Origin of the sequence: uncultured Thiothrix sp., from assembly GCF_937876535.1 — a bacterium.
Lineage (GTDB): Bacteria > Pseudomonadota > Gammaproteobacteria > Thiotrichales > Thiotrichaceae > Thiolinea.
In genome coordinates this window covers 136379-162228 of sequence record NZ_CALFHZ010000013.1, presented here as the reverse complement: position 1 = coordinate 162228, position 25850 = coordinate 136379, and the positions used below count along the sequence as shown (strand labels likewise).

27 protein-coding genes and 1 other RNA gene are annotated in these 25850 nt (G+C 43.6%); 12 read left to right on the top strand and 16 right to left on the bottom strand.

The window, feature by feature from the left end:
• Positions 1 to 78 precede the first annotated feature (78 nt).
• The 5 genes from Q0230_RS07370 to Q0230_RS07350 all read right to left on the bottom strand — a co-directional run bounded on the left by Q0230_RS07370 (position 79) and on the right by Q0230_RS07350 (position 7251).
• Positions 79 to 2592 carry a sugar-binding protein gene (locus tag Q0230_RS07370; protein WP_298609238.1) on the bottom strand — a complete coding sequence of 838 codons (2514 nt, stop codon included), beginning with the start codon at positions 2590 to 2592 and terminating at the stop codon, positions 79 to 81.
• Positions 2593 to 2798: 206 nt separating this feature from the next.
• Positions 2799 to 4025: a primosomal protein N' (replication factor Y) - superfamily II helicase gene (locus Q0230_RS07365; protein WP_298609237.1), complete on the bottom strand. Its 1227-nt coding sequence runs from the start codon at positions 4023 to 4025 to the stop codon at positions 2799 to 2801.
• 19 nt (positions 4026 to 4044) lie between these two features.
• Positions 4045 to 5124 carry an SPFH domain-containing protein gene (locus Q0230_RS07360; protein WP_298609236.1) on the bottom strand — a complete coding sequence of 360 codons (1080 nt, stop codon included), beginning with the start codon at positions 5122 to 5124 and terminating at the stop codon, positions 4045 to 4047.
• Positions 5125 to 5136: 12 nt separating this feature from the next.
• Entirely contained in the window at positions 5137 to 6306 is a 1170-nt protein-coding gene (locus Q0230_RS07355; RefSeq protein WP_298609235.1) for a toxic anion resistance protein, read from the bottom strand.
• 60 nt (positions 6307 to 6366) lie between these two features.
• On the bottom strand, positions 6367 to 7251 hold the full coding sequence (locus tag Q0230_RS07350) for a 5-bromo-4-chloroindolyl phosphate hydrolysis family protein (RefSeq protein WP_298609233.1): 885 nt from the start codon (positions 7249 to 7251) through the stop codon (positions 6367 to 6369).
• A gap of 279 nt (positions 7252 to 7530) precedes the next feature.
• Between Q0230_RS07350 and Q0230_RS07345 the strand changes: the two genes are divergently transcribed.
• Positions 7531 to 8391 carry a hypothetical protein gene (locus Q0230_RS07345; protein ID WP_298609232.1) on the top strand — a complete coding sequence of 287 codons (861 nt, stop codon included), beginning with the start codon at positions 7531 to 7533 and terminating at the stop codon, positions 8389 to 8391.
• 130 nt (positions 8392 to 8521) lie between these two features.
• Here the strand turns inward: Q0230_RS07345 and glp are convergent, their stop codons facing one another.
• On the bottom strand, positions 8522 to 9763 hold the full coding sequence (gene glp / locus Q0230_RS07340) for a gephyrin-like molybdotransferase Glp (protein WP_298609231.1): 1242 nt from the start codon (positions 9761 to 9763) through the stop codon (positions 8522 to 8524).
• A 382-nt stretch (positions 9764 to 10145) separates the two neighbouring features.
• Between glp and Q0230_RS07335 the strand changes: the two genes are divergently transcribed.
• Positions 10146 to 11042 carry a PfkB family carbohydrate kinase gene (locus Q0230_RS07335; protein ID WP_298609229.1) on the top strand — a complete coding sequence of 299 codons (897 nt, stop codon included), beginning with the start codon at positions 10146 to 10148 and terminating at the stop codon, positions 11040 to 11042.
• Here the strand turns inward: Q0230_RS07335 and Q0230_RS07330 are convergent.
• The 3 genes from Q0230_RS07330 to Q0230_RS07320 form a co-directional block, all read right to left on the bottom strand.
• Positions 11008 to 11829, bottom strand: coding sequence for a GntR family transcriptional regulator (locus tag Q0230_RS07330; protein ID WP_298609228.1), 822 nt, complete (start codon positions 11827 to 11829; stop codon positions 11008 to 11010). The genes Q0230_RS07335 and Q0230_RS07330 overlap by 35 nt on opposite strands.
• A gap of 440 nt (positions 11830 to 12269) precedes the next feature.
• Complete coding sequence (locus tag Q0230_RS07325; protein WP_298609227.1) at positions 12270 to 13445, bottom strand: glutathionylspermidine synthase family protein; 1176 nt, start codon at positions 13443 to 13445, stop codon at positions 12270 to 12272.
• A gap of 3 nt (positions 13446 to 13448) precedes the next feature.
• Positions 13449 to 14090 carry a hypothetical protein gene (locus Q0230_RS07320; protein WP_298609226.1) on the bottom strand — a complete coding sequence of 214 codons (642 nt, stop codon included), beginning with the start codon at positions 14088 to 14090 and terminating at the stop codon, positions 13449 to 13451.
• Between the two features lie 170 nt (positions 14091 to 14260).
• Here Q0230_RS07320 and Q0230_RS07315 point away from each other — a divergent pair, with 170 nt between their 5' ends.
• The 4 genes from Q0230_RS07315 (at position 14261) to udk (ending at position 17684) form a co-directional block, all read left to right on the top strand.
• Positions 14261 to 14665, top strand: coding sequence for a helix-hairpin-helix domain-containing protein (locus Q0230_RS07315; protein ID WP_298609225.1), 405 nt, complete (start codon positions 14261 to 14263; stop codon positions 14663 to 14665).
• An 81-nt stretch (positions 14666 to 14746) separates the two neighbouring features.
• Complete coding sequence (gene galE / locus Q0230_RS07310) at positions 14747 to 15778, top strand: UDP-glucose 4-epimerase GalE (RefSeq protein WP_298609338.1); 1032 nt, start codon at positions 14747 to 14749, stop codon at positions 15776 to 15778.
• A 177-nt stretch (positions 15779 to 15955) separates the two neighbouring features.
• Positions 15956 to 16963, top strand: coding sequence for an SLBB domain-containing protein (locus Q0230_RS07305; RefSeq protein WP_298609224.1), 1008 nt, complete (start codon positions 15956 to 15958; stop codon positions 16961 to 16963).
• 112 nt (positions 16964 to 17075) lie between these two features.
• The gene (gene udk / locus Q0230_RS07300; RefSeq protein WP_298609223.1) at positions 17076 to 17684 is read left to right on the top strand and encodes a uridine kinase; all 609 of its coding nucleotides are present in this window, start codon (positions 17076 to 17078) and stop codon (positions 17682 to 17684) included.
• 17 nt (positions 17685 to 17701) lie between these two features.
• Here udk and Q0230_RS07295 read toward each other — a convergent pair whose 3' ends face one another.
• The 5 genes from Q0230_RS07295 to Q0230_RS07275 form a co-directional block, all read right to left on the bottom strand.
• Positions 17702 to 18136 carry a GFA family protein gene (locus Q0230_RS07295; protein ID WP_298609222.1) on the bottom strand — a complete coding sequence of 145 codons (435 nt, stop codon included), beginning with the start codon at positions 18134 to 18136 and terminating at the stop codon, positions 17702 to 17704.
• A 10-nt stretch (positions 18137 to 18146) separates the two neighbouring features.
• Positions 18147 to 19040, bottom strand: coding sequence for a DMT family transporter (locus tag Q0230_RS07290; RefSeq protein ID WP_298609221.1), 894 nt, complete (start codon positions 19038 to 19040; stop codon positions 18147 to 18149).
• Between the two features lie 100 nt (positions 19041 to 19140).
• Positions 19141 to 19319, bottom strand: a non-coding RNA gene (ssrS, locus tag Q0230_RS07285) — 6S RNA.
• Positions 19320 to 19387: 68 nt separating this feature from the next.
• A complete protein-coding gene (locus Q0230_RS07280; RefSeq protein ID WP_298609220.1) occupies positions 19388 to 19714 on the bottom strand; it encodes a cell division protein ZapA in 327 nt (108 codons plus the stop codon).
• A 4-nt stretch (positions 19715 to 19718) separates the two neighbouring features.
• Entirely contained in the window at positions 19719 to 19943 is a 225-nt protein-coding gene (locus Q0230_RS07275; RefSeq protein ID WP_298609219.1) for a hypothetical protein, read from the bottom strand.
• Between the two features lie 94 nt (positions 19944 to 20037).
• Between Q0230_RS07275 and Q0230_RS07270 the strand changes: the two genes are divergently transcribed.
• The 3 genes from Q0230_RS07270 to ubiH are packed head-to-tail and all read left to right on the top strand — an operon-like array spanning position 20038 to position 23216.
• Positions 20038 to 20619 (top strand): YecA family protein, encoded by a 582-nt coding sequence (locus Q0230_RS07270; protein ID WP_298609218.1) that lies wholly within the window; start codon positions 20038 to 20040, stop codon positions 20617 to 20619.
• Positions 20619 to 21974: a Xaa-Pro aminopeptidase gene (pepP, locus tag Q0230_RS07265; RefSeq protein ID WP_298609217.1), complete on the top strand. Its 1356-nt coding sequence runs from the start codon at positions 20619 to 20621 to the stop codon at positions 21972 to 21974. The genes Q0230_RS07270 and pepP overlap by 1 nt, the downstream gene beginning before the upstream one ends.
• A 27-nt stretch (positions 21975 to 22001) precedes the next feature.
• Positions 22002 to 23216, top strand: coding sequence for a 2-octaprenyl-6-methoxyphenyl hydroxylase (gene ubiH, locus Q0230_RS07260; RefSeq protein WP_298609215.1), 1215 nt, complete (start codon positions 22002 to 22004; stop codon positions 23214 to 23216).
• Here the strand turns inward: ubiH and Q0230_RS07255 are convergent.
• Together Q0230_RS07255 and Q0230_RS07250 are read right to left on the bottom strand one after the other, a co-directional pair.
• Positions 23213 to 23542, bottom strand: a complete 330-nt coding sequence (locus Q0230_RS07255) for an AzlD domain-containing protein (RefSeq protein ID WP_298609214.1) — start codon at positions 23540 to 23542, stop codon at positions 23213 to 23215. The genes ubiH and Q0230_RS07255 overlap by 4 nt on opposite strands.
• Positions 23535 to 24260, bottom strand: coding sequence for an AzlC family ABC transporter permease (locus Q0230_RS07250; RefSeq protein WP_298609213.1), 726 nt, complete (start codon positions 24258 to 24260; stop codon positions 23535 to 23537). The genes Q0230_RS07255 and Q0230_RS07250 overlap by 8 nt, the downstream gene beginning before the upstream one ends.
• Positions 24261 to 24432: 172 nt before the next feature.
• Between Q0230_RS07250 and rsfS the strand changes: the two genes are divergently transcribed.
• Genes rsfS through Q0230_RS07235 form a run of 3 tightly spaced genes read left to right on the top strand, consistent with a single transcriptional unit; the run spans position 24433 to position 25845 of the window.
• Complete coding sequence (rsfS, locus tag Q0230_RS07245) at positions 24433 to 24792, top strand: ribosome silencing factor (protein ID WP_298609212.1); 360 nt, start codon at positions 24433 to 24435, stop codon at positions 24790 to 24792.
• Positions 24793 to 25266, top strand: coding sequence for a 23S rRNA (pseudouridine(1915)-N(3))-methyltransferase RlmH (gene rlmH, locus Q0230_RS07240; protein ID WP_298609211.1), 474 nt, complete (start codon positions 24793 to 24795; stop codon positions 25264 to 25266). It begins immediately after the preceding gene.
• A complete protein-coding gene (locus Q0230_RS07235; RefSeq protein WP_298609210.1) occupies positions 25267 to 25845 on the top strand; it encodes a nucleoside triphosphate pyrophosphatase in 579 nt (192 codons plus the stop codon).
• The last annotated feature ends 5 nt before the right edge of the window (positions 25846 to 25850 follow it).

The window sequence follows — 25850 nt, the reverse complement described above, 5'->3', positions numbered from 1 at the left end:
TGATAGGTTGATTCAGTTTGGAGGGCTTCCCTGAGAGGGATCAGCTACTTGCTGGAGTAGCTGATCTGAGGAGGATTTTTATTCTAAAACTGCTTCACCCATTAGGCTTGGGTCACGCCAAACTTCTTCAACGCGGCTAAACCAGGCAAGTTTGCCATCGCGCATGCCGCCGTTATCATCATCGCTCACTTGTACTTCAAGGCCAATCCGATGACCAGGACGTGGGGTAATTTGGATCGATTCCCAGTCGACTGCTAAATCTAAGACATAACGCCCATCAATATATTGACTACGATAATCCACTTTGGCACGTGCTGAGTTTTTGCCGAAAGTAATTTCCCGATCTTTCCAACGATAGAAAATATGCAAATCATCGCGTCCATCGTAGTGGTGCAATTGACTAGCATCCCCATCGAGGAAAATCTCTAAACTATCATCATCCCAAACATTGGGTGAATCCAGTTTCAGTTGGTCATCAGCCACTGCAACTCGTAAATATAAACGCTTAGCATCCCAGCTGGCTTGCCAAATCGCGGCTAAATCCCGGGAATTATCGACTTGGCCTACAATCACTTTACGCAGTTGATAAGCTGAGGCATCTGCCATTGGGTTGGCTGGATCACGAGCTTGAGGAATGACGGCTTTATTACCAAACACATATTTTTCCTGCGCTGGATTATTCATAGACACCAAGACCGGCTGTGAACGCACGGGGGGGATACTTGGCAAATCGGGAGCAGTAGTGTTCGGGGTACTCGGCGTTGTAGTGGGTTTTGGTGGTTCACTAAACGGATCAATTTGTGGGATATTGCCAACAATATCAGTGCCTTCTTTTTCTTCTTGGCTATTTGGTAACGCGGTAGGCATATCACCAGTTAAACGTGATAACTCTGCCGTACTCAAAGCGCGCGGTTTTTGTATCCGTGCTATGGTACTGCTTGAGCAGCTTGGCCACCAACAAGGATTTGCACTAATAAACTGAGTCAGCGCTAAATATTTCGGAGCCTCTTTATCCGGTTGAGTAATATATTCTTTGGTGCCCTTGCTACCAAAGCGGTTGTAAGTCCGTGGTGAGGAGAAATGCACAAATAATTTGCCACCCGCTTGTTTCCATCCATCTAATAGCTGTTTATAGATTTTGCCCATTTCTGGACTACGGTTAGCTGCATAAAATAACTTATTCGGATGTTGGTCATCGGTTTTAGTCTTATCATCAATCAGATGTTGACCACCTTCATAAGCAATCAAATCCACCCCAAATTGGCGCGTTACATCGGCTTGTTTACGTACAGCTTCTAGCACTTTTGGTAAAGAGTGATTGGCATTTTTATTAGTCATTGCGCGGAAAATATCATTCACATTAGAAGCACGCCGCAATTCATTAATATCGCCAAACACATAAGGTGCGACCGCATAAGCATCGGTTTGTTTATAAGCATCACGGAAGGACAACATGGTGGCAGTCATGCCCGGATTACCGTTAAGACCTGCCATTAAACGCACTAAACGTTGTTTGCCGCCAAATACTTGTTCAAAAATATTGAAGATTTCGACGGAGCGTAGTGAATAGAATTTATAGCCCGCTACATAATCGACCGGATCTAGATTGAGCTGTTTGCCGCCTTGTTTCATATAGGCGTGTTGGCTAAAGATCCCATTCCAAGTCTCATTGCTGTATTCAATATAAACTTTCAAATCAGGGTCAAGATTAGCACGTATATATTCAGCGTAACGACGTACAAAATCATTATCAGCGGCATGCGGAATCGTAAACCAAGGGTCAGCATGCAGGCGATTCGCTAGTTCAACCATGACTTCTAATGGAGCACCCCGTACTCCTTCTGCACCGCCCCAAGTGGCTTGTTCAACTAAAGAGCGATCCGACCAATGCTGGATAGGATTACGCGTAATGCCACTCATATTCATGAAGCGCACTACTTTATAATCCTTCATGAATTTCAAATAATCGGGGTTAAAAATAATTTTTTCGTGATTACGTTCAAAATCTAAGAAATCACCCCGAGTACATTGTGAAGCGCCATTGACACGCTGAAAGGGGTTACTCGCGCAAATCCCTCCTTGGGGAATCACATGAATATTGCGAATGTAGTTATCGGGGTTAGTCGCTTTAATTTCTAGTTTGACACTGTATTCATTGTCTTTGCCCGGATCAATCAAGATTACATCCCGTCCGGGTTGGGCTTCTACTAAGCTTGCATCCAAGCCGTATTCAATTTTGCCTTGACCCTCATAGAGAACCGTGTAATAGCCACGGGGAATAGTATTTGCAGGTAGCTTATTGACTAGGCGCGTACCTGCTTGTGCACCGGGTGCAATCGAAGTTGGCCAACCAAAGCGATCGTATTGAACTTGTCCCTTGGTTAAAAAGGGTGCTGCTTCACGGAAAGGTAGAGAGGTTTTAAACAAATCCAGAAAGGGTGCACTGGAGTCATATTCCAGTACTTCATTGGTATTAGTTCCAAGCGGTGAATTAGCATTGTAATAAGCTTGTACCGCAGAGGTTGGCAGTTGCAGTAAAGCCAGCAATGCCGATGCAATGAGGCGATTTCCCCTGAAGAATCGCATTATCATAGTTATTAGCCCCAATGTTTTTATTAGTTCTTTTCATCCGCTTGCTTATTTCGACCCCGCAGCAAGCGGATGATGCGTCCATACTATTAAAATTATAAATGCCCAGAGCTTAGCAATAACTGAAAGCTTGGCTGCTTAATATCACTAATTTAGAGTAATTTGCCTAACCTAAGTTCAAAAGCAATTAGTTTTTTTGATAAATGGTGCTAGCGTGGATAGTTAGGGTAGCTCGGATAATGTGGTGTATTCGGATAGTACTCATACTGCACACTGCCACCTTGTTGGAGCATTTGATCCAAAATACCGCTGGTTTCTAAGTAATAGCCCAAACCAATCATTAAGATCAAAATGGTAATAATCAAAGAGACTATTTTCACTATGCTATAAGGACGTTCGCCCTGAGTCCGTCCGTTACGCCCATTGATGACAAAGCGATAAGTTTGCCCTTGATACCGAAACGCTGCTGACCAGACAGGTAATAAAATATGTTTAAAAGTGGTGTCTGAATAACGCGTATCTAAAGCAGTAATCTGCTGCTGATCTCCGCCAATGTCACGCCGTACCGCTTGTTGGATTGCTTGCTCCATCAATTCACGTGCTTGGTTGAAGCCTTCATCCAAGTCCACTTGGTAGATTTCGCTTTGAAAACCGCTGAGGTAAGCCTCGTTATAATTGACTAAGTTATCTAAATCCCAAGGCTGAATATTATCTAAAATTTTCCGAGGTAGAGAACGCGTCGCACCCACTAAAACATCATCAAAAAATTGGCGGACTTGTCCTGAAACAGGTGTCCAACGAATCTTAGGTACATTGACCACCCGTTGTCGAGTCTGCCCATTCACGACTTCGGTGATGACCTCCTGTTCGTAGTAAATAGTGCCACGCTGACCTTGATAATAGCTATCTGTATGGCTGTCATAAGTCCAATAGGGTACATAAATCCCTAGTAGACGTTCATCACGGGTGGCTTTATTTTTTAAAGCTGAGGGAGCAAACCAAAGTTGCCCAATCCAGTTGTCAAATGAGCTACGTGCTTGCTCTTCAGTAATATTGAAGGGCAGTAAAGATTTCGGTTGAAAAAGCCTAGTTTCTCCCGTGCTAGTGACAACGGGCGTACCACAGAAGGGACAATCACCCGCATGTTGATTCTTCTTCAACTCGAAACTAGCAGCACAGTTCGGACACTTGATAATCGGTGTATTATCTAATGGCCGCTTTTCAGAATGTGCTAAAGCCTCTAAAGCCGAGGAGAAGCTGTATTCTTTAATTTTAGCTGGTGCATCAATAATGGGATTTTCATGCCCACAATACTCACAGCGTAAGGTACGAATACCTGGTTGATAAGTTAAATCGGCTCCACATTCTTCACAAGGGAAGTGTTGCTGTGGAGCCTGATCTAGAGTTGTTGAAGCGCGTTTTGTCGTTTCTGTCATTCTGGCGCTAAAGTTTGATTTAAGGAAGCGGTGGCAAAGGTGGTGGAGACGCTGGTAATAAACTGCTTAAAGCAGAAACCGTTCCGGCCGCTTGCCATTGAGTCATACCGGCTTGCCACACCAAGGTAGAGGCAGTCAAGCTACCGGCTTTAATCATCGCCTGCAATTCCGATAAGCTATGTGGCCCACTACTTTGTTGACCTTGTGCCACATGCCAACTCGCTTGCGGTAAGGGTGGTGGGGGAGTGGGCGCTTCACTAGAACGCATGGCATCTGATAGCTTACCCGCCATCGCTAAACCAACGCCCATGTCCATGACAGCACTGCCATCACTTTTACCTAAATTTTCGGCAGCTTGATATTGAAGATAACGGTCTAAATTCCCAATCATCCCCATACTGGTGCGCTTATCTAAAGCTTGCTCAACCTCATCGGGCAGAGAAATATTCTCCACCAAAACTTGGGTGAGGGCTAAGCCATAGGCTTTAAATTCAGGAGCAATTTTAGCAGTAATGAATTGACTAAACTGTTCAGTATTGGCGGCCATATCTAAGACTGGAATATTGGCTTGCGCAACGACAGTGGAAAAGCGGGTAACAATTAAATTGCGTAGTTGATCGCTAATCTCTTCAACACGGAAATTGCTATCTGTACCCATAATCTCTTGCATAAAGAGTTTAGGGTCAGTAATTCGCATGGAATAAGTACCAAAAGCGCGTAAGCGGACGGCGCCAAACTCACTATCCCGCACCATGATCGGGTTACGTGTGCCCCATTTTAGATTCGTGAATTGGCGTGTATTGAAAAAATACACTTCAGCTTTAAACGGACTGCTAAAGCCATGATCCCAGTGTTGTAAAGTCGAAAGAATTGGCAGGTTGCGGGTCTCGAGCACATAAAGGCCTGGATTTAATACATCCGCTACCTCACCTTCATTAACGAAAATAGCCACCTGAGACTCACGTACCGTGAGTTTAGCACCGTACTTAATCTCATTACCCTGCCGTTCAAAGCGGTGCACCATAGTGTTGTTGGTATCATCAGTCCAGTCGATAATATCAACAAACTCACCCATTAATTTATCCCATAATCCCATCATGAGACTCCTTAGTTAGCGTGGATTAGCCGCAGCGATACGGGATTTAGCAGCCACTAGAGCTTCGCGTAATTCGCCTTCCATCACTTGTAATTCTTCCTCAGCACGGGCGCGCATGGCTTTGCCTTCATCTGCAATTCGTAAGGAATCATTGATGGTATCGATTAAGGTGCGATTGGCTTTCTTCACTGACTCAATATCAAACACCCCACGTTCCATTTGCTTACGAGTTTCGGCATTGCCTAAGCGCAGGGTTTCAGCATTCTTTTCAAGCAATTCATTGGTTAAGTCACTGGCTTTTTTCACCACTTCGGCCGCATCACTCATGCGGAAAATGGTAACTGCTTGCGCTAATTGGTTTTTCCATAGGGGGACAGTATTCACCAACGTGGAGTTAATTTTATTCACTAAGGTTTTATCGTTTTCTTGCACTAAACGAATGCTCGGCAAGCTTTGCATAGCAACTTGGCGTGTTAAGCGTAAATCATGTACACGGCGCTCTAAATCATCACGTGCACTGCGCAGATCACGTAAATTTTGCGCCATGACCATATCACTTGGATTAGCTTCTACTTGCGCAACAAAAGCTGGAATATCGTGACTATCTAAACGCTTCAGTTTTTCATCGCCCGCAGCAATATAGTTCTCAAGTTTGTGGAAGAAGTCGAGGTTAGCTTCGTAGAGTTTATCAAGGGTGATAATGTCAGTCAGTAGTTGAGTTTTGTGACCTTCCATTTCATCCGTGATGGAGTCAATTTGCTTGCGCACTTCTTCGTATTGGCTTAGGAATTCAACGACGGGTTTAGCTTTACCTAACAACTTTTCCCACCAACTAGGCTCATCGTTTGGATTGAGGGCATCAATATCGAAGCCTTTAATCGCCGTAATCATATTAGTTAAGGACTTACCCGCTAAGCCAATATCCTTATTTTTAACGCCTTCCAGCATCTTTTCAGAAATGGTGGTCATTTGTTCTTGGGTTTTAGTGCCAAAGAACATAATGCTGCTACGATCTTTTAAGTCGATTTCACCAATTAAATTTTCAATTTCTTGCTTAACTGCAGGGGGGGCTGCAGTGTACGGAGTAACCTCTGCTTGAATAGCGGGCGCAGGTGCGATTTCAGTTCCTGGAATAACTGCTAAAGCAGTCGTGGCTGTGGTGGTCTGCAGGTCAGTGTTGCTCATTTTTATCTCCTCATTAATTCTTGAAGTTTGCTTAATAGCATGCAGAAGGTTTAATTATGCTTAAAACACACCTTCGCGTTTTAATTGTTGCTCCAGCACTGCAATCTGAACATCTAAATCGAAATTATTGTTCTCTAAAAGTTTAGTTTGCTGCTCTTGAAAAGTTTGTTCAATCGAATCTAAAACTCGATTAAAATCAGTATCTAAGGTAGTCGTCATGCCCTCTTTATTATTCTGGCTTTTCGCATAACCTTGGGCGACTTTTTCTGTGCCATCTAGATAGACTTTCAGGAATTTACGTGCCCTTGATAAGCGTGTCGGATCATCTTCAATCGTGGTGAGAATTTCCCGTGCTTTCGAAGTGATACGATCTAAACGTTGATTATAGTCAGGGTTACGAATCGAACGACGAGCATCTTCAATCGACTTAATCCGAATTTCAGCTGCGTCCAAAGCATCGATAATCTCATCGGCAGTCACGCCTAAGGAAATATTGCCCGCTTTATCGCGCCGTGGATCAAGTCCATAGGACAAGGCAAATGCCAAGAAGGTAGCAGCTGCCATCACAATGGACTCAATGGGGCCATATTTTGCACCTAACCAAGCCAATACTCCGGTAGTAACAGAAGTAAAAATCGCTGCAACTGTCTTGAAAGGTGTTTTAGGGGCACGCGCAATTTTACGGCGTTGATATTCTGCTTCTAGTTTAAATCCACGTCGGGCAATAGTAGCGGCAATCATATAGGCAGCAAACGAACCACCTAAGAGTAAAGTACTGCCTACATTACCTGCTACTAAAGCTGCAATGGCACCAATGAGTAAAGGAAAGGGTAAAAAGTACAGTAATAAACCTTTAATGTTGGTGCGTACTTGGTGGGCTGCTTCACTCGCAGTGGCGGCAGCAACCGGTGCATAGCGCTGAGCTTTAGAGACAGGATTAGGCATTGGACTCCTCACACAAATACATGATAGACGGACTGCAAGCTAACTAAACCAATGGTGGCTGTTAGTAATAAAAACCCCACGGTTTTTTTCACTGCGTAAGTCATAGTGGTTACCTTTAGGTTATACCTGTTTAAATGCTAAATCTGTTATTTGTATCTAGGTATATAATTCTAGGTAATACTAGGTAAAGCTAAAAGAAACTACAAGTAGAACTAAGGTTACCATACCGTTAAGCTTAAGTTTTTAACGAAACAACTAGATAAAAGCGAGGGATTTTGCATGAACTGCAAAGCATATGCGCAAGGCTTAGGCGCGCTGTTTTTATTAGCCCATTTATCTCTTGGCTCAGCAGCTACCCAAGAAGCAGGTTTTCCATTTAAATTTACTCCAATAGCAGGTAAAGATGTCACGATTGATCAGCCAACGGGTTCAGAGGTGGTTGCACATTTACCAAATGGTAAGCAACAGTCTTTGGCAGTGGTTGAAACCTATGAGGCTAGTGATGGCATCAAATACGTAGCATTGACCAATGATTTTAATTTTGATGGGGCACAAGATTTAGCTCTTTTAGAGAGCAGTGGCTATGGGGGCGTGAATGCTTTCTATCAATTGTTTTTTTGGGATCAGCAAGCCCAAGAATTTAAAGCATTTGGTGAGACGGTTAGTAATCCCGAAGCGGATGCCAAGCAGCAGGTGCTAACTACGTCCACCCGTAGTGGCCCAATCTGGTATACCACTAAATATAAACTGGAGCAGGGTAAACTTTATCCGGCTGTAGAATGGGAGCCAATTACAGTAAATGATGGCTATTGGCAGCGTTTAACCTTTAAAAATCCACAAGGCAAAGTCATTGGGCACAAAGTAATCAACAGCCAAGATGAGCAAAGTGGCGACGCTGGGGATAATTTACCCTTTGTTGTGGCGTCGATTAAAGTCAAAAAAGCAGCACTTTATGATAAACCGAGTGCGGCTACTAAAACCAAAATGTATTTAGTGAAAAAAGATGAAGTAACCTTACTCGATTGGCAGCCTACAGAAGGTGATCCTTATGTAGGAGAGGGGTGGTTTTTAGTCCATTATGAAGGCAAAAAAGTAGTTGAGAAGTGGATTGAGGGTAGTGCTTTAGTTAAACCGCACTGATTAGCTGAAATTAGCTGATTTAGGAAAGCCAGTTTTCGTGGCTTTCTTAAATAGGTGTTTATTACTTATATTTTATGTTATGTAAAATTAATTAGGAAATTAGTCTATCAATACCAGCTCAAAACTTAATTCAAACCAAATTATCAAAAGGTAGAATTTGTACTTGAGTACCTGCTTCAAGATCACCCCATGCTCGCTCTAAAACAATAAAACAATTAGCTTGACTCATAGAACGCAACAGATGGGACTCTTGTTTGCCGGTCGTTTTAACTTCGTAACCTCTTTCTGTGCTTGTGTAAATTCCACGCTGAAAGTCTTTGCGACCCGGCGTTTTTTTCAAGGGAGTTAGTGTTTTTGCAGTATAAGTAACCGGCTGAGTGACTATGTGACCGGCTAACTTCAAAATAGCAGGGCGGGCAAACAGTAAGAAAGTTGCCATCACTGATACAGGATTGCCCGGTAAGCCAAAAAATAGACAATTGCCTAATCTGCCATGTGTGAGTGGCTTACCAGGTTTCATAGCCATTTTCCAAAAATTGACTTGTCCTAGTCGACTTAACGTGCTGGCAACAAAGTCGGCATCTCCGACTGAAACACCACCACTAGTGATTAATAGATCAGACTGAGCTTTTGCCTGTAGAAAAGCTTGCTCTACTGCTTCCGCTTGATCAGGAATAATGCCTAAATCTAGAATATCTACAGGAAGGTTCTGGAGTAAGGCATTCAGGGTGTAACGGTTGCTATCGTAAATTTCACCCCAAGCTAAGGGCATACCTGCTAGTTTTAATTCATCGCCGGTGGACAAAAAGGCAATACGTGGTTTACGCAGTACGTTTATATGTGATTTTCCCAAAGATGCAATTAGCCCAATATCGGCTGCAGTGAGCTTACGCCCATTTGTGAGGATAGTTTCTCCTTGCTTTAGATCATCACCGGGATAGCGCACATTTTCACCTAACTTGGGTGAGCTATGCATAATAATTTGCTCGCCAAGCTTCTCAGCATTTTCTTGCATCTCAACGGTATCAGTACCTGCTGGTAAACAAGCTCCCGTCATAATGCGTACACACTCACCTAGTTGAACGGTACCTAGATAAGGGCGTCCCGCCCAGGAAATACCTATCTGAGTTAAGTTAGTGTGGGTTGTTAGGCTTTGATGTGCAAAGGCATAACCATCCATAGAAGAATTGCAATGGGGTGGTACATCGAAGTCTGCCTGAAGATCTTCAGCAAGTATCCGCCCATGTGCCTGTTTGAGGTCGACTAGCTCAATTTCAGTGATAGCAGTAATACCATCTAAAATGCGCTCTTGAGCCTGCTCAACACTGAGGACACCCTCTGGTAAAACATCACAAGTCACACTGGTTGACATCTAGCTCATCCACAATCTTTGGCAAAGTATTAGTGTCGCTAGCTGTGTTTGGCTAAGCAAGTCTTGTTTTTAGTTTTTATTAAGGTTTAGCATACCTAAATGGATAGTTAGGTGTTGTTTTGGTGTTTAATTTTTCGAATTTTCTAAGGGTGAAGAGTGCGTATGTGCTAGCGAGTGATTGATATTTAATTCTTTTTAAAATTTTGATCAATTTTATTAAAAGCCCAATAACTACGCATATAAAATAAATTGTGAATTTGAATAAACTATGTCATTTATAAGTCACTATATCTAAAATCTTTAAAAGAAACAAAAATATACATGTAGAGCGAGGTGTAAGGTGAGGGTGGTAGTTTTAGGAAGTTATGTTCATGCTCACTGTTTGACAGTACCTGTTTTGCCCATGAGTGGTGCTTCTATTCAAGCAACTGATTGCTGGCATGGGCATGGTGGAAAAGGGCTTAACTTAGCTGTCGGTATGCATCGTTTAGGTTTAGAGGTTTGCCTATTGTTAGCTATTGGTAAGGATAGTGCAGGTAAAGCTATTCACTCCTTTTTAGCAACAGAAGGGGTAAATACTAAGCATGTCTTAACTTTGGGTGAGCAATCAGGCTTTGGTATTGGGTTAATTGGCGCTGATGGGCAAAATGTGATTGCTATCTATGCAGGTGCTAATAGTCTATTGGCGGATGTACATATCGCCACCTTAGAAGAAGATGTGCAGCAATCTGACTTGATTTGTGCACAGTTTGAAATTCGACAACCTGTGATTTTAAGTGCTTTTCACTTAGCCAAGCGTTATCAGTTAACAACTATGTTGAATCCTTCACCTTGGGAAACACCCAGTCCTGAGTTATTAGCACTAACAGATATTTTAATTCTCAATGAGTCTGAAGCAGCTTGCATGTTTGAGTTTGAGGGCGATGGTAGTTTAAGTGTTGAGGCTTGGTGTGAGATAGCTTTAGAGCTGTACTGGCAGGGTGAATTACTTATCATCACTTTAGCCGAGCGAGGAGCTATTTTATTTCAGCGTGGGCAAGCACCTTTGCATGTGCCTGCATGGTCGGTAAAGCCAGTTGACCCAACGGGTGCAGGTGATGCTTTTGCTGCCGGGTTTGCTTATGCTTTATTAACACAAGGTCAGTATCCACAAGCTACGCGGTTTGCTAATGCCTGTGGAGCTTTATTAACCCAACAAAGAGGGGTACTGGATGCTTTACCGTTTCTCAGTGCAGTGGAGGTTTTTATGCAGCAGAATCATTGGCCACATTTAGTGTAATACGATAGGTATAAGCATCCCCACGAAAGGTGCCTTCTACATATTCGACCATTTGTCCTGTCGTGGTATAGGTTCGACGTTTTAGCAGCAAACAAGGACCAGGTTCACGAAATTCGAAACATTCCATTTCTTCTGAATTGCTCATGGCTGCCTCAATGGATTGTTCGCCATGCTGTAAGCTTAGAGCACAATGATTTTGGAGGAAGCTATACACCGAGCCACTCATATCATATTTAGCTAAATCTGGGGCAAGGGTCAGATCATACCAAGCAACTTCGCGGGTCATGGGCAGATCATTGGCTAAGCGCAACCGAACTAGTTTTAAAAAGCGGGCAGTTGAAGGCCGATTAAAAATAGAAGCAATTACACGATCACTGACAACACGTTGTTCCAGAATGCGAGTAGAAGGCTCCATACCAATCTCACGCATTTCCTCAGTAAAACCTTTGAGCTTACCGATTTCAGGATTAATCCGTGGGGGCGCTTTAACCATGACTCCAGCGCGACCGTGGGTACTGATATAGTCTTGATCACGCAGTTCATCGTAGCAGCGACGAATAGTAGTGCGGCTTAGTTTTAGGGCTTCAGCTAAAGTGCGTTCAGAGGGTAAACTGTCACCATCTTGTAACTCTCCCGTCTGAATCATCCCAATAATTTGACGTTGTAATTGCCGATAGACAGGCTCAGAGATACCTACATCAGGTTTTAAACGGCGAATAAATGCAGCACTATCATTGGCAGCTTGCACAGGGTTATTAGCTAATTGATTGCGCGCAATTACAGTCATGGTTGTGAACCTTTATTCTAAAGTCGATGGTCAGTCTTAAGCCTACCATAAAAAATAGTAAAAATTGTAACAGACCGTGGAAATTGTGAGGGATTTAAATGGATTCGACGACTTAAGTCATAAAGAAGGGTGGCCACAAGTACCATGCGACTCTTGTTATTTTTAATAAATGCAGGTACTCGTAGCTGAGCAAGAATTATTGTTAGAATTATACACCTATCCAAGTGCGACCCTGGTTTTCCCTACGTTCTAGCCCTTAGCGTATAAGATATAAGTGCTTTAGATTTTTGTTGGATTTAACTCTATGATTATAAAAGCTTATCCGACTTATTGTTTTTCGTTGTTCACTATCCGTTGCGTTATTTTTATTCCACGTGCGCAGAATAAAACTAAAGCGCTTAATTAAAACTTAATCGCTGAGCATTGAATTTTGTGAGTTTTTACACAATTCGGTGGCTCACGAATTTGCTCATGTCATCGAGAATTTCCCAGCCACGCCGGAAACCTAAACCACAACCCTCCCATGCATAGAATACTCCAGCCTGATAACTCCGGCCTTCTCGATCTTGTGGGAACTCTGCAAATTCTTGATAAACTTTACGATAGTTATCGTATTCACCGCCTAAGGACTTAATGATTCGGCCAGCCGCATCTAGAATAGTGGTATTAGCACCTTCACGGCCAAACATGGTTTTAGCGACTTGCTTTTTCCCTTGCAAGGGTTGCGTGCGGGTTTCAAGCAAGTAAGGTGAGTTTGGAAATAATTCGTAGAGAACTTTCATAATACCTTTGCTTTGGAACAGTAAGGTATAGGCAGGATTGAGAAGGATACAAGCCTGATTACGGCTAATATCTTCTAAAAGTCCTGTAATACCATCTGTTTGTAGCGCAATGTCTTCCCAAGGATATAGTTTGAACCAGTAGTCAAAACGGGTATTGCTTTGATTAAACACACCTTCATCTGAGAAGGCTGCTTCATTCATATAACAGTAGTCAGTTTGAAAACCAGCATCAGAGGCCATCTGCTGCAAGAAACGGGTAGTGCGTTCGTCCTCTGGTAAGCCACCAATGCTAGAGAATAAAATATTCTGGTATTGGTAATAGTTAGCAAAATTTTCGGGAGCATCATTGCCGGTTAGCAAGCGCTGGAAGTTCTTCTGAATCGCTTCATAGACATTATTAAACTGACTTTCTTCATCCATGCCATTGGCTTTGAGTAAGGCCCATTGCACTACTGCAGTCTCGAACAAGCTAGTCGGCGTATCAGCATTGAATTCGATCAACTTAATCGGTAAGCCATCAATTCCACCAGCTAAGTCAAAGCGGCCATAGAGATGCAATTCATCCTGCTCCCAACTACGCTTAATTTGTGAAACCAAATTAAACGGAATGTCGAGCTCTAGAAATAGCTCATTGTCAATGACGTGCTGAGCAGCTTGCACATACATCTCATAAAGCTCATTGGCAGCAGTATAATAAGCCTCAGCTTCAGCTTGGGTGACGGCAATAATCTCATTCATGATATAGGGTGTGCCGTCAGAGTCGGTATGCCAAGTCATGCCAACTTCTTCCATCAAAGCATTACTGATGGGTTTAACGCTTTCTGTTTGAATCATGCCTTAGCCCCCAAAGCTACTACCGCCACTCTTACTACTATTACTCGGATTACCTTGATTTCCACCAAAGAAACCAGAGCGTGGTTGAGATTTATTTTGGCTGGTATTGTTAGTTTGTGCAGGATTACGGGTGCTGCTCATTGTGCTTTGAGCACGTTGGTTTTGTTGTTGTTGATGTTGCTGATAGTTTGAATTACTCATGAGTTTATTCGCGATCATTCCACCAATTAAAGCACCTGCCGCAGAGGCTAAGATAGTCTCACCTAAGCTCAAGCCTTGGTTCTGGGCGGTTGGTTGAGATAATTGTGAACTACCCTCTTCAAAACGCTTAGCCTCAGCTTCAGCTATTTTCTTCAACTCTTCTTCATTAAGAATTTTCTCGCTGCCATCTAAGCCTTTTAAGATGGCTCGAGTACCTTCTGAAGAGGGGTATTTTTCCTTAAGTTCATAAGTATCAGGATTAGCGCCTGTTTGCTGAATGACCATAAACAAGCCTTGCCCAGCTGCATCTGCAATTGCGTTATTCGTAGTATTAGCATTGTTGGTAGGTGTGCCACTGTCACAACCTTGTAAGCCTGCTACAAAGGTCAGCCCTAAGCTACCCACCATCGAATAAGAGAGAATTTTTTTAATGTAATGTTGCATGACTAGTTCCTAAACTTCGGATAGATAAAGGTTAAAGAAACTAGCCATAAAAAGCTATTACTACTGATTGCAGGCCGGTTATCAGTTGAGTTTAGATTATTAATTTTAATTATGGCAAAGTTTGCAAAGTAATTTAAAACCCCAATTAAAAATAATCACAAGGAAAAACAATGAAACGCCTACTTTCTATTATTTTAGTTGCCAGCTCCTTATTTACTACTAACGCCTTTGCAGAAATGGTCAATATTAATAAAGCGAGTGCTGAGGTGATGCAAAAGAATCTAAAAGGTATTGGAGTTAAAAAGGCTGAGGCGATTATTAGTTATCGCACTGAGCATGGTGAGTTTAAAAAGCTCGAAGATATTAAAGAGGTTAAAGGCATTGGTGATGCCTTATTTGAAAAAATCAAAGCCGATATTTCTTTAGATCAAGGTTTAAGTGTTGAAGGTGCTGCTGGTGCTGAAGGCAAAGCAACTACTGAGAAAAAATCAGAAGAAAAGGTGGCTAAAAGTGAAGATAAAGCGGCTAAAGAAGCTAAACCTTCAGCTAGCAAAGCAACTGATAAAGTCGAATAGGCGGTATTTAAGCTTTTAAACCTATAGTCTTGATTAGTAGAGCTAGGTAAAGTACACCTCTGCTAATCAAGAGTTAAAATGATGACAAAGAAACAAACCATCTTGGTCACTGGTGGAGCTGGTTACATTGGCTCACATACCTGTATTGAACTAATTCAAGCTGGCTATCAAGTTATAGTGGTCGATAATTTATCTAATAGCTCACAAGAATCCCTTAAAAGAGTTGCTACGATTGTGGGTTGTGAGCCTGTAGTTTTTTATTCGGTCGATATTCGTGATCAACAGGGTTTAGAGCAGGTGTTTAGCGAGCATGCTATTGATAGTGTGATCCATTTTGCTGGTTTAAAAGCAGTAGGCGAGTCAGTACAGCAGCCCGTTGCTTATTACGATAATAATGTAAGCGGTACAGTGACTTTATTAAAAGTCATGCAGAAATATGCCGTTAAGCAGTTAGTGTTTAGCTCATCCGCAACAGTATATGGCGACCCACAGACGGTACCTATCCAAGAGCATTTTCCGCGTTCTGCCACTAATCCTTATGGGCGTAGCAAGCTGATTATTGAAGATATTCTCATGGACTTACAACAGTCAGCACCCGAATGGCAAATAGCCTTATTGCGTTATTTTAATCCAGTCGGCGCACATAGCAGTGGACAAATTGGTGAAGACCCGCGCGGTGTGCCGAATAATTTAATGCCTTATATTGCACGGGTGGCGGTCGGTACTTATCCACAATTATCTGTGTTTGGTAATGATTATCCAACACCTGATGGCACTGGAGTACGCGATTATATTCATGTGGTTGATCTAGCCAAAGGGCATGTGGCTGCTTTACACGCATTCCACAATCCTCAAGTGCCCCATTTATTAGCAGTCAATTTAGGCACGGGACAAGGTTATTCAGTTCTTGAAATGATTAAGGCCTTTGAGCAAGCAAGTGAATGTAAGATTGCGTATCAGATCGTGGAGCGTCGTGCGGGGGATGTGGCCGCTTGTTTTGCCGACCCACAATTAGCTAAAGAGCTGCTAGCTTGGCAGGCAGAAAAATCATTAGTTGAGATGTGTGCAGATGTTTGGCGCTGGCAACAGCAAAATCCTAAGGGTTATCGCTAACACGAACATTTAATCGGCTCATTAGAGATATGGCATTAAGCTCCCATAATTATTAAGACTGTCTTTAATAAAATCCTCTTATCGGTTAAACAATTCCATTACCCCAGATGGCATTCGCTTTAAGCGTGATGCCCTCTTAGTCTGCAATGCATAACAAAATCCTTTACGGAGTTAACTATGCATCGTCCAGCCCAGAATTTAGCTTTCATCAGTATCTGTCTTACCCTAAGCGCTTGTGCTGCCAAAACACCCAACTACCCAGCTCCACCTTTATTTGCTTCAACGGTAACTGCTTATAATCCAAGTGTAGTACCCTTAGCTCCGAGTGCTAGACCTGTACCAGTGGCTCCAATGGTCATTCCTACAGGTTTACAAGAAGTGGGTAGTGATTTAATCGGTGAACAGGATTTATTAGATATTACAGTTTTCAAAGTGCCCGATTTAACACGCAGCGTAAGGGTGGATGGACAAGGCTATATTACTTATCCCTTAGTAGGCAAATTGCGTGCTAAGGGCTTACGGCCTGCACAATTAGAAGCTCAATTAGCGAAGCTACTTGAGCAATCTTACATGCAGAATCCACAAGTGACAGTCCTCGTGAAGGAGTCAACACAGAATCGGATTACGGTTGAAGGTGCAGTACGTTTACCGGGCGTGTTTCCAGTAGTGGGAAGTATGACTGTGTTGCAAGCTTTAGCGAAAGCAGGCGGTTTAACCGAGCAAGCTGACAGTCGGCGTGCTGTCTTATTACGTAAAGGCTCTAATGGGCAAGTCAGTCAGCAGCCGATTGATATTGCTGCAATTCGTCAAGGTCGCTTACAAGATTTTACTCTGCTACAAGATGATCGTATTGTCGTACAAGACGCGATTTATAACCGCTTTACAGTCAGTGGTGCAGTGGGGCAACCTGGTGTCTACCCACTTAAAGAGGGGATGACTGTAATGCAAGCAGTGGCTACTGCGGGTGGTATGACACGTTTAGCGAATAAGTATAAAGCGATGATCTTTCGGCGTGGTTTAGATGGGCGCGAGCAACGTTATGCAGTGAATCTGGATGCGATTTATCGCGGTACCAGTTTAGACCCGATGATTCAGCAAGATGATCGCATTGTAATTTTAGAAGCACGGGAAAAAGTGATTTATGATGAAGCAACCCGTTTTGTTGGCCCTGTGACCTTGTTCTAACTAGTTTTTCTGGGAAGCTGGTATTTGGGGCTGGTTAATCGAACTAGCTCCCTTTTTTCGGCGCAAGACCTGCTATAATGTCGCTTTCGATTTGAGTGTCTTAGATTTCAACATGCAAGCAAGCACACCTTTTTTTATTGGGATTTGCGGGGGCAGTGGGAGTGGTAAGAGCGAGTTAGCACGGGCTTTGGTGGCTGCTTTACCTGAGGACCAGTCCGTACTGGTCGAGCTAGATTCTTATTATCATGCGGCCATTAATTTCCCTACCAAAATCAAAGGTAACTATGACCATCCTTTATCCTTGGACGAGCCTCGTTTAGTCGAAGATCTGCTTAAACTCAAAGCTGGCGAGATGATCCATAAGCCTTGTTATGATTTTACCGTACATAATCGCGCCCGCTTTTCTGAACGGGTTTACCCTACACCCTTTATTATTATTGATGGGATTTTGTTGTTTGCTTTACAGCAAGTAGCTAAATTAGTGGACTTATCCGTATTTGTGGATACTCCTGCAGATATTCGTTTAGCCCGCCGCTTGTTACGAGATGTACGTGAGCGTGGTCGTACTTTAGATGATGTATTAGCTCAATACCTCAATACTGTGCGCCCGATGCATGAGCAATATGTCGAAATTCACAAAACAAAAACAGATATTTTAGTCTCAGGAACTGACAGTATTCAGGCAGAAGTTGCTGCCGTTTTAGCAGCCCTTCCGAAATAAGCTTCCAAACTTCAGCTTTAAGCTTTAGGGCTTGGTGGTGGTGAACCTTCTTCAAACGTGGGTACATTAGGATCCATAAAATCCCAAGCCGGTTTATTTCGATTATAAACAATTCGATCAGGTTTAAACCAATCGTGTTTAGCAAAGGCTCCGACTGCTACGCCCAAAACTCTGGGACGCATAGTGGTTTTGCCAAATAAGCGACTTCCACAGCTAGGGCAGAAATAACGGGTATTCGTGCCACCTGTATCTGTGGGAGATGCATAGCTTTGTGGATTACCTGTAATTTGCACCTTAGTTTCTGGAAAAAAGGCTAAGGACATATGCCCTGTCCCAGAGGCACGTTGACAATGATCACAGTGGCATTGCCCGGTTAAAATTGGTGCACTACTTACCGTAAATTGCACAGCACCGCACAAACAATGCCCACTGGCAAAAATAGGTTCTGACATTTGCTACTCCTCAGTTAGTCAGTGTATCTAACTTACGCTCTGGCCATTGACTGATCAAGATACCGGCTAACATTAAACTACAACCGAAAAGTTGTTTAGCATTCACAGCTTCTTCTAAGAACAGCCAACCCACTAATAAAGCAAATACCGATTCACAAGAAAGAATTAAAGCCGCCACACTCGCATCGACAGTACGTTGGGCAATAATTTGTAAGGTAAAGCATAAACTACTCGCGATCAGACCTGAATATATTAAAGGCCATAAAGCCATTTGATAATTCACCCAAGTGGGTTGCTCAATGGTTACTGCTAGTAGACTTGACCAGAGGGCAGCCACCGCAAATTGCACTACTGATACACCAACTAGGTCGCTGACTCGCCGTGAAATCCAACCCAATGTAATCACATGCCCAGCCCAGAAAAAAGCACCCATAAATTCTAGCCAATCACCTCGGTTGATATGAAAGTCCGGCCCTACCGACAAAGCATATAAGCCTACAACCGCTAGAATAATTCCTACCCAAGTGAGGAGGCGGGTAGTTTGCCCAACTAATAAACCCAATAAAGGTACGATCACGATATACATGCTAGTAATAAAACCAGCATTACCCGCAGTGGTATAAAGAAGGCCAGTTTGTTGAAAGGCAAAACCAATTGACATGACAGTGCCAGCTAAGAAACTACCAAGCCAAAATAATTTAGTTTCACTTGCTGGTGGCTTAGCTTGGCGTTGACGCATAAACCACCAGACCGGTAATAAGGAGAGGGTCGCTAAAATAAAACGTCCTGCATTAAAGCTGAAGGGTTCTAAACTGGCTAAGCCTAAGCGTTGGGCAACGAAGCCACTACCCCAAATAGCGGAAATCAACACTAAAATAAAATGAGCGGAGGTGAATTGAGCCATGAATAACCTGTACTGCTCAAAAGCTTTGAGCAAAAGGTTTGATTATTCAGGAATTAATAAGGTTAGCAAGGAAAATATAGAGGGAAGCTTGAAAAGTGGGACGGCTCCAAGAAGTCGTGTGAAACTTCAGCCTTGAACCAAAGGTTCAAGTGGGTGCTTGTTTTAGTTTATAAGGCTTACCGCCGAAGCAGTCATGCACACAAAACTAAAAGGTCGCTCCCGGGATAACAAAATAGGCTCAAGGATTTATCCACTTCATCACGAGTATCCCAGATGACCGTCCTTAAATACATACTATTACAATTATGCAGCGCTGGGAAGTCCTAGCAAGATTAACTAATCGAGGATTAGCCTGATGCATACTTCTGGTATTGCTCTAAAGCAGCAGTAACTTGGGTTTGAATCTGCTCCACCTTTGCCATTGTGTCAGCGTATAAGGCTTGATCACTCCCTAAATATTGATGGTTGATTAGCTCATGCGCCAAGTTTAATGCGACCATCACTGCAATTCGATCCGTGCCTAACACCTTACCTGCCTCGCGCACCTGCCGCATTTCTTGATCAACCCGTTTGGCTGATAAGATTAGTGCTTGCTCTTGACCTTCCGGACAAGCCACGGTGTATTCTTTATCAAATATTTTGACCACTACCGGGACAATTAGACACTCTTCCATTGCATTAGTCCTCGATGGATTTAGCGGATGCAGGGCGTTTCAGGGCAGCTAGGATTTCCTCAATTTGCTGGCTGGCAAGCCGATTCTTATGTTGTAGACGCTCACAATCAGCCATGAGTACTAATTCACGTTCTACTAAACGCTGTTTATCCGCAGCTAATTGTGCGACTACGACTAACAATTGTTGTAGATCTTGTTCTAGGGTTTTAAGTTGATTTTGCAAAGCCATAAGGGATCATGCATGCTCGTTGTTTTCGGGGCGATGGATGCGAAATGCTCCTCTTCGGCTCATAATACACGCATAAGTATAGGAGACGCATGTATTGGATACACAATTGCCTGAATTTTATACAATAGAAGATAGTTTATTACGGGTTGAAGCTGATTTTACCGCTTCAGAAGTGCATGGAATCGCTTGCGCCGTGTTAGCATTTAATAATCAATACGCCGAAAAAGCTTGGCAGGTTCAAGTTTTAAAAGGTGATGCGCAGGATTTTTATATTCAAGAAGCACGGCGATTATTAAAGCAACTGTTTAAGGCCACTCTTGCCCAATTAAACTCAGGTGATTTAGATTTTGAATTATTATTACCCCCCGAACAAGACAGCCTAGAAGCACAAGTTGCTGCTTTACAGAAGTGGTGCCAAGGCTTCGCCTTTGGTTTGGCGCTGTCTGGTTTGAAAACCATGCAAGATTTACCCGAAGATACTCGTGATTGGGTACAAGATGTGGTCAAAATTGGTGCTGCCGGTGAAATGGATGTGCATGATGAAGATGAGTCTGAAACAGCATTTTTCGAGCTCGCTGAGTTTGTACGCGTCGGCGTATTACTGATGAATGAAGAATTACAACCCGTGCGCGGTAGACCACAATTAACTGAGACTTCACAGGAGCTGATAGAATAATGAAAACTGCCCCTACCATTCCTGCTAGTGAATTTGCTGAGCGTCGTCAGCGGTTATTAACAGCTCTAGGTGAAAATGCTATTGCGATTATTCAATCCTCTAGTGTCGTGATTCGTAATCGGGATGCTGATTTTCCTTTTCGCCAAGATAGCGATTTTTTGTATTTGACAGGGTTTAATGAACCTAATGCGGTGGCAGTGTTTATTCCAGGGCGGGCGGAAGGCGAGTATGTCTTATTTTGCCAAGCTAAAGACCCTGCTATGGAGCGTTGGACAGGTAAACGCGCCGGTGTCGAGGGTGTCGTTAAGGACTATGGTGCAGATCAAGCCTTCAAAATTGAAGAGCTGGATCAGCAAATTATCAAGCTCTTAGCAGGGCGTAGTGAAGTTCATTATCGGATTGGCTTTGAAACCGAGTTTGATTTGCAAGTATTGAGTTGGCTGAATGTATTACGCCGTCAAGCACGTAATGGTGTAGCTGCTCCTCATACCTTTAAACTACTGGATACCTTAGTGCATGAAATGCGTTTGTTTAAATCGCCGGCTGAAATCGCCATGATGCGTTATGCCGCACAAACCGCAGCCCGAGCACACACTAAAGCGATGCAAACTTGCCGTTCGGGCTTATTTGAGTTTGAAGTACAGGCTGAGATTGAGCGCGAGTTTCGTAAAGATGGGATGGAGCCATCCTATACCTCGATTGTGGGTGGCGGGGAAAATGCCTGTATTCTGCATTATGTCGAGAATCGTTCCGAACTAAAGTCTGGTGATTTGCTGCTGATTGATGCCGGTAGCGAACATCAGGGCTATGCGAGTGATATTACCCGTAGTTTTCCGGTGAGTGGCCGCTTTACTAAGGAGCAAGCACAGCTTTATCAAGTGGTATTAGATGCGCAGAAAGCGGCAATTGCAGTTGTCAAACCGGGGAATAATTGGGATGCCCCCCATCAAGCTGCTGTGCGCAGTTTAACTGCAGGCTTAGTTAACTTAGGTTTATTGCAAGGGGAGGTGGATGAACTTATCAAAGACCCACCTAAACCCGCAGATGGCACTGCCCCACAAGAAGCGCCATATCGACAATTTTATATGCATAAAACCGGACATTGGTTAGGGCTAGATGTGCACGATGTCGGCGATTATAAGGTGAATGGTGAATGGCGGACTTTAGAGCCAGGGATGGTGCTAACCGTAGAGCCAGGTTTATATGTTTCACCTGCGGACAATGTTGATCCGAAATGGTGGAATATTGGGATTCGCATTGAAGACGATGTGCTAGTTACTGCTGAAGGCTGTGAAGTGCTCACGGCTGGAGTAGTAAAAGAAATTGCGGATATTGAAGCCTTAATGGTGCAATAGTTGGCTTAAGAGCGATTGGATTAAAGTATGTGGGATGTCGTGATTGTGGGTGGTGGGATGGTTGGGGCAAGCTTAGCACTTGCACTACAACCTTTGCAGTTAAAAGTCGCGCTGATTGAAGCAGTCGCTTTTGGCAGTAGTTCACAACCTGCTTATGATGATCGTTCAGTCGCTCTTTCTTATGGTTCTAGTCGCATTTATCAAGGCATGGGTATCTGGAGGGAGCTGCAAGCGCAAGTGGCTCTAATTAAACAAATTCATGTCTCGGATCGAGGTTATTTTGGCGCGACGCGTATTCGTGCGGAGCAAGAAAACGTACCTGCTCTTGGCTATGTAGTTGAAAGCCGTGTATTGGGGCAGGTTTTGTTCAATGCTTTAACCAGCAGCTTCCTAGAGATTATTAGCCCTGCGACCGTTTATGAGTTTGAGCAACAGGCTGATTATGTCGAAGTCAAACTTGAACGGCAGGGTGTCGTTGATAGCTTGCAGTCAAAGTTACTGGTGATTGCTGATGGTGCTAAATCCCCCTTACGCGAGCAATTGGGGATTGAGGTTAAAGAACGCAACTACCAACAAACCGCTATTATCGCTAATGTCAGCACCGATCAGCCCGTGCAAGGGGTGGCTTATGAGCGTTTTACGAGTTCAGGGCCTTTAGCTTTATTGCCGATGACTCAAGAGCGTTATTCATTGGTCTGGACACATAAAACCAGTGAAGTGGAAGCGACTTTAAGTTTGACGGATGCTGAATTCTTACAAAAGCTACAGGAGGCTTTTGGGTATCGGCAAGGACGCTTTATTAAAGTCGGTAAGCGTTCAAGCTATCCTTTGAGCTTAGTGAAATCGGTGGCTGAGGTGCAAGGTCGTGCAGTCTTGATTGGCAATGCTTCGCATACTTTACATCCGGTCGCAGGCCAAGGTTTAAATCTAGCCTTGCGAGATGTAGCGACTTTAAGTGATCTTTTAGCGACTCAAGCACAGCAGCAAAGTGATTGTGGCTCAGCAGAGTTATTGGACGCTTATCAAACAGCGCGCCAAGCCGATTATAAGAGTGTAGTCGGTTATACCGATTCGTTAGTGCGCTTATTTTCTAATGATTTTACGCCCTTAGGCCATGCGCGTGCAGGCGGTTTATTAGCAGTGGATCGGATTGCACCGCTGCGTAAGCTCCTGACTCAACAAAGTATGGGCTTACGCTTTCGGCAATCGCGCTTAGCACGTGGCTTAGCATTAAAGCCTTAAGCGAGTAAAAACTGACTGGCAAAGAAAACGGCAACGCCTACCGCAATCGTTAATAAGGGCTTTTTAAAGCTTAAACCAATGATAAAAGCGGCTAAACCTCCCAATAGCCACGGATTATGCCAGCTCAAATCGACTTGCTTATTTGGCATCAGCATCATTGGCATAATAATCGCGGTTAAAACAGCTACGGGTACATAAGCCAACGCTTCCTCAAGCCAAACCGGTAGTTGTATTCGATGAGCACGCGCATACAGTACAAAGCGAATGCTAAAAGTGACCACAAACATGCCGAAGATAGTCAAAATAAGGCTTAAAGTATCAGGCATGTTGATCATCCTTGGTTTTAGTTAAATGTGCTTGTAAATGTTGCACAGCGACTCCAGCCAGTACACCTAATAAGGCTGCCAGTAGCATGCCTAGATTATTCGGTAGTTTATATAGAAAGAGGGCTGCAGTTCCCGCCACAACGAAGCTAATCCAATAAGCACTATTGCGTAAGTAGGTGGTAATAATACCTAGAAAGGTAGCGACCATCGCAAATTCCAAACCCCATTCGCTCATGCCCGGAATCAGTTCACCTGCGACTACGCCAATAATCGTGGTGAGATTCCACATGGTATAAAAGGCTACTACTGAGCCTAAATAAGCCCAATGCCCCGTCGTTTCATCTAATTTACCATTCACAAAATAGGGTTTAGTGGCTGCATAGGTTTCATCGGTGAGACCAAAGGCTAACACCGCACGCCATGCCATAGGTAAGTGTTTGACATATTTCATGTAATCGGCGGAATACAACAGATGGCGTAAATTGACGATAAAAGTCGTAAAAATAATAATTAAAATCGGTGTACTCACTGCAAATAAACCTAAGGCCACGAATTGTGCTGAGCCTGCAAACACAATTAAAGACATCGCAATTGGCACCCAAGGATCTAAGCCTTGACTCACAGCTAGAGAGCCAAAGATCATTCCAAAGGGTAGATTGCCGAGCATCATTGGTACTGAAACTAGTGCGCCAAAGCGCATCGCTTCCCATTTAGTCATAGTGGAACTGCCTTAAAATTAAGGGCAAAAAGCTAACGCCTATACTTGTTGCCTGTGGTGATTAGTGGGCAGGTTTATACCAATCTCTTTGGAAAGATTCCAGACGGTTTGCAAGCCATGCTATTCTAAAGGCAAGAGAATATCGCTTTTTTAACAACCGACGAAGGTATGAATGGAACTCGAACAACTGCAAACTTTAGTGCTCGCTAGTCTTGACGATATGAAAGCCCGCGATGTAACTGTTTTAGATGTACGCGGCAAATCAACTATTACGGATGTTATGATCATTGCTTCGGGCACCTCCTCCCGCCATGTCAAATCCCTTGCAGATAGTGTTGCTGCCAAAGCCAAAGAAGCTGGCCACCAACCCTTAGGCGTGGAAGGTGAACGCGATTCGGATTGGGTCTTGGTCGATCTGGATCAAATTATTCTACATGTGATGTTGCCAACGGCGCGTGATTTCTACAATTTAGAGAAATTGTGGGGTACGGCCAGTGAAGCTCGCAATGAGTTACGCCTAGGAGCTGCCTAGTTGCGTATCCACCTATTAGCAGTCGGCACGAAAATGCCGGCTTGGGTGGTGACGGCAACAGAAGACTATCTGGCGCGGATGCCAGCCCATTGCCAAGTGCTAGTACGTGAATTAGCCGCAGAAAAGCGTACCAAAAGCTCTGATTTGCATCGAATTTGTGAGCTTGAAGGTGAGAAGCTATTAGCGGCTATTCCTACTGGGAGTTTGGTGATTGCTCTAGATGTTTTGGGGAAAGCCTGGTCGACCGAGCAATTAGCGGGTCAAGTCGATCAATGGCTCGCCTCTGGGCAGGATGTTGCCTTATTAGTCGGTGGGCCAGAAGGCTTATCGAAAGCTTGCTTACAACGTGCAGATTTAAAGTGGTCTTTATCCGCCTTAACTTTTCCGCATCCGTTAGTGCGAATTATTGTGGCTGAACAATTATTCCGCGCTTGGAGCATTCTTTCTAATCACCCTTATCACCGTGGAGGTTGAATGTCTAAACCACAATTGATTTTGGCTTCAGCCTCACCACGGCGACGTGAATTGCTTGAGCAAATTGGCATTAGCTACCGAGTTCAAACGGCCGATATTGATGAAAATCCTTGGCCGGATGAAGACCCTTGCACTTTAGTGCAGCGTTTGGCTAAAGAAAAAGCTCAAGCTATTTGGGAGGTGAGTGATAAAAGCTTACCTGTCTTAGGTGCTGATACCTTAGGGGTTCTAGAGGGGCAATTATTAGTAAAACCGGATGATTTTGTATCAGCACGGCAAATGTTATTATCCATGTCAGGGCGTGCGCATACGATTTACAGTGCGGTTGCTCTCTATCATCAAAATGCTTATGAGCTCGCAGTCAGCGAAAGTAAAGTCTGGTTTCGTATGATGACTGAAGCTGAAGTCGAGGCTTATTGGCAACACGGCGAACCGCATGATAAAGCGGGGGCTTATGCCATTCAGGGGTTAGGCGCTATTTTTGTTGAGCGTCTAGAAGGCTCGTATTCAGGGGTAATGGGTCTACCTCTATTTGAAACGGCTCAGCTATTAGCCAAGGCTGGAATACGCGTATTATAAGCTAG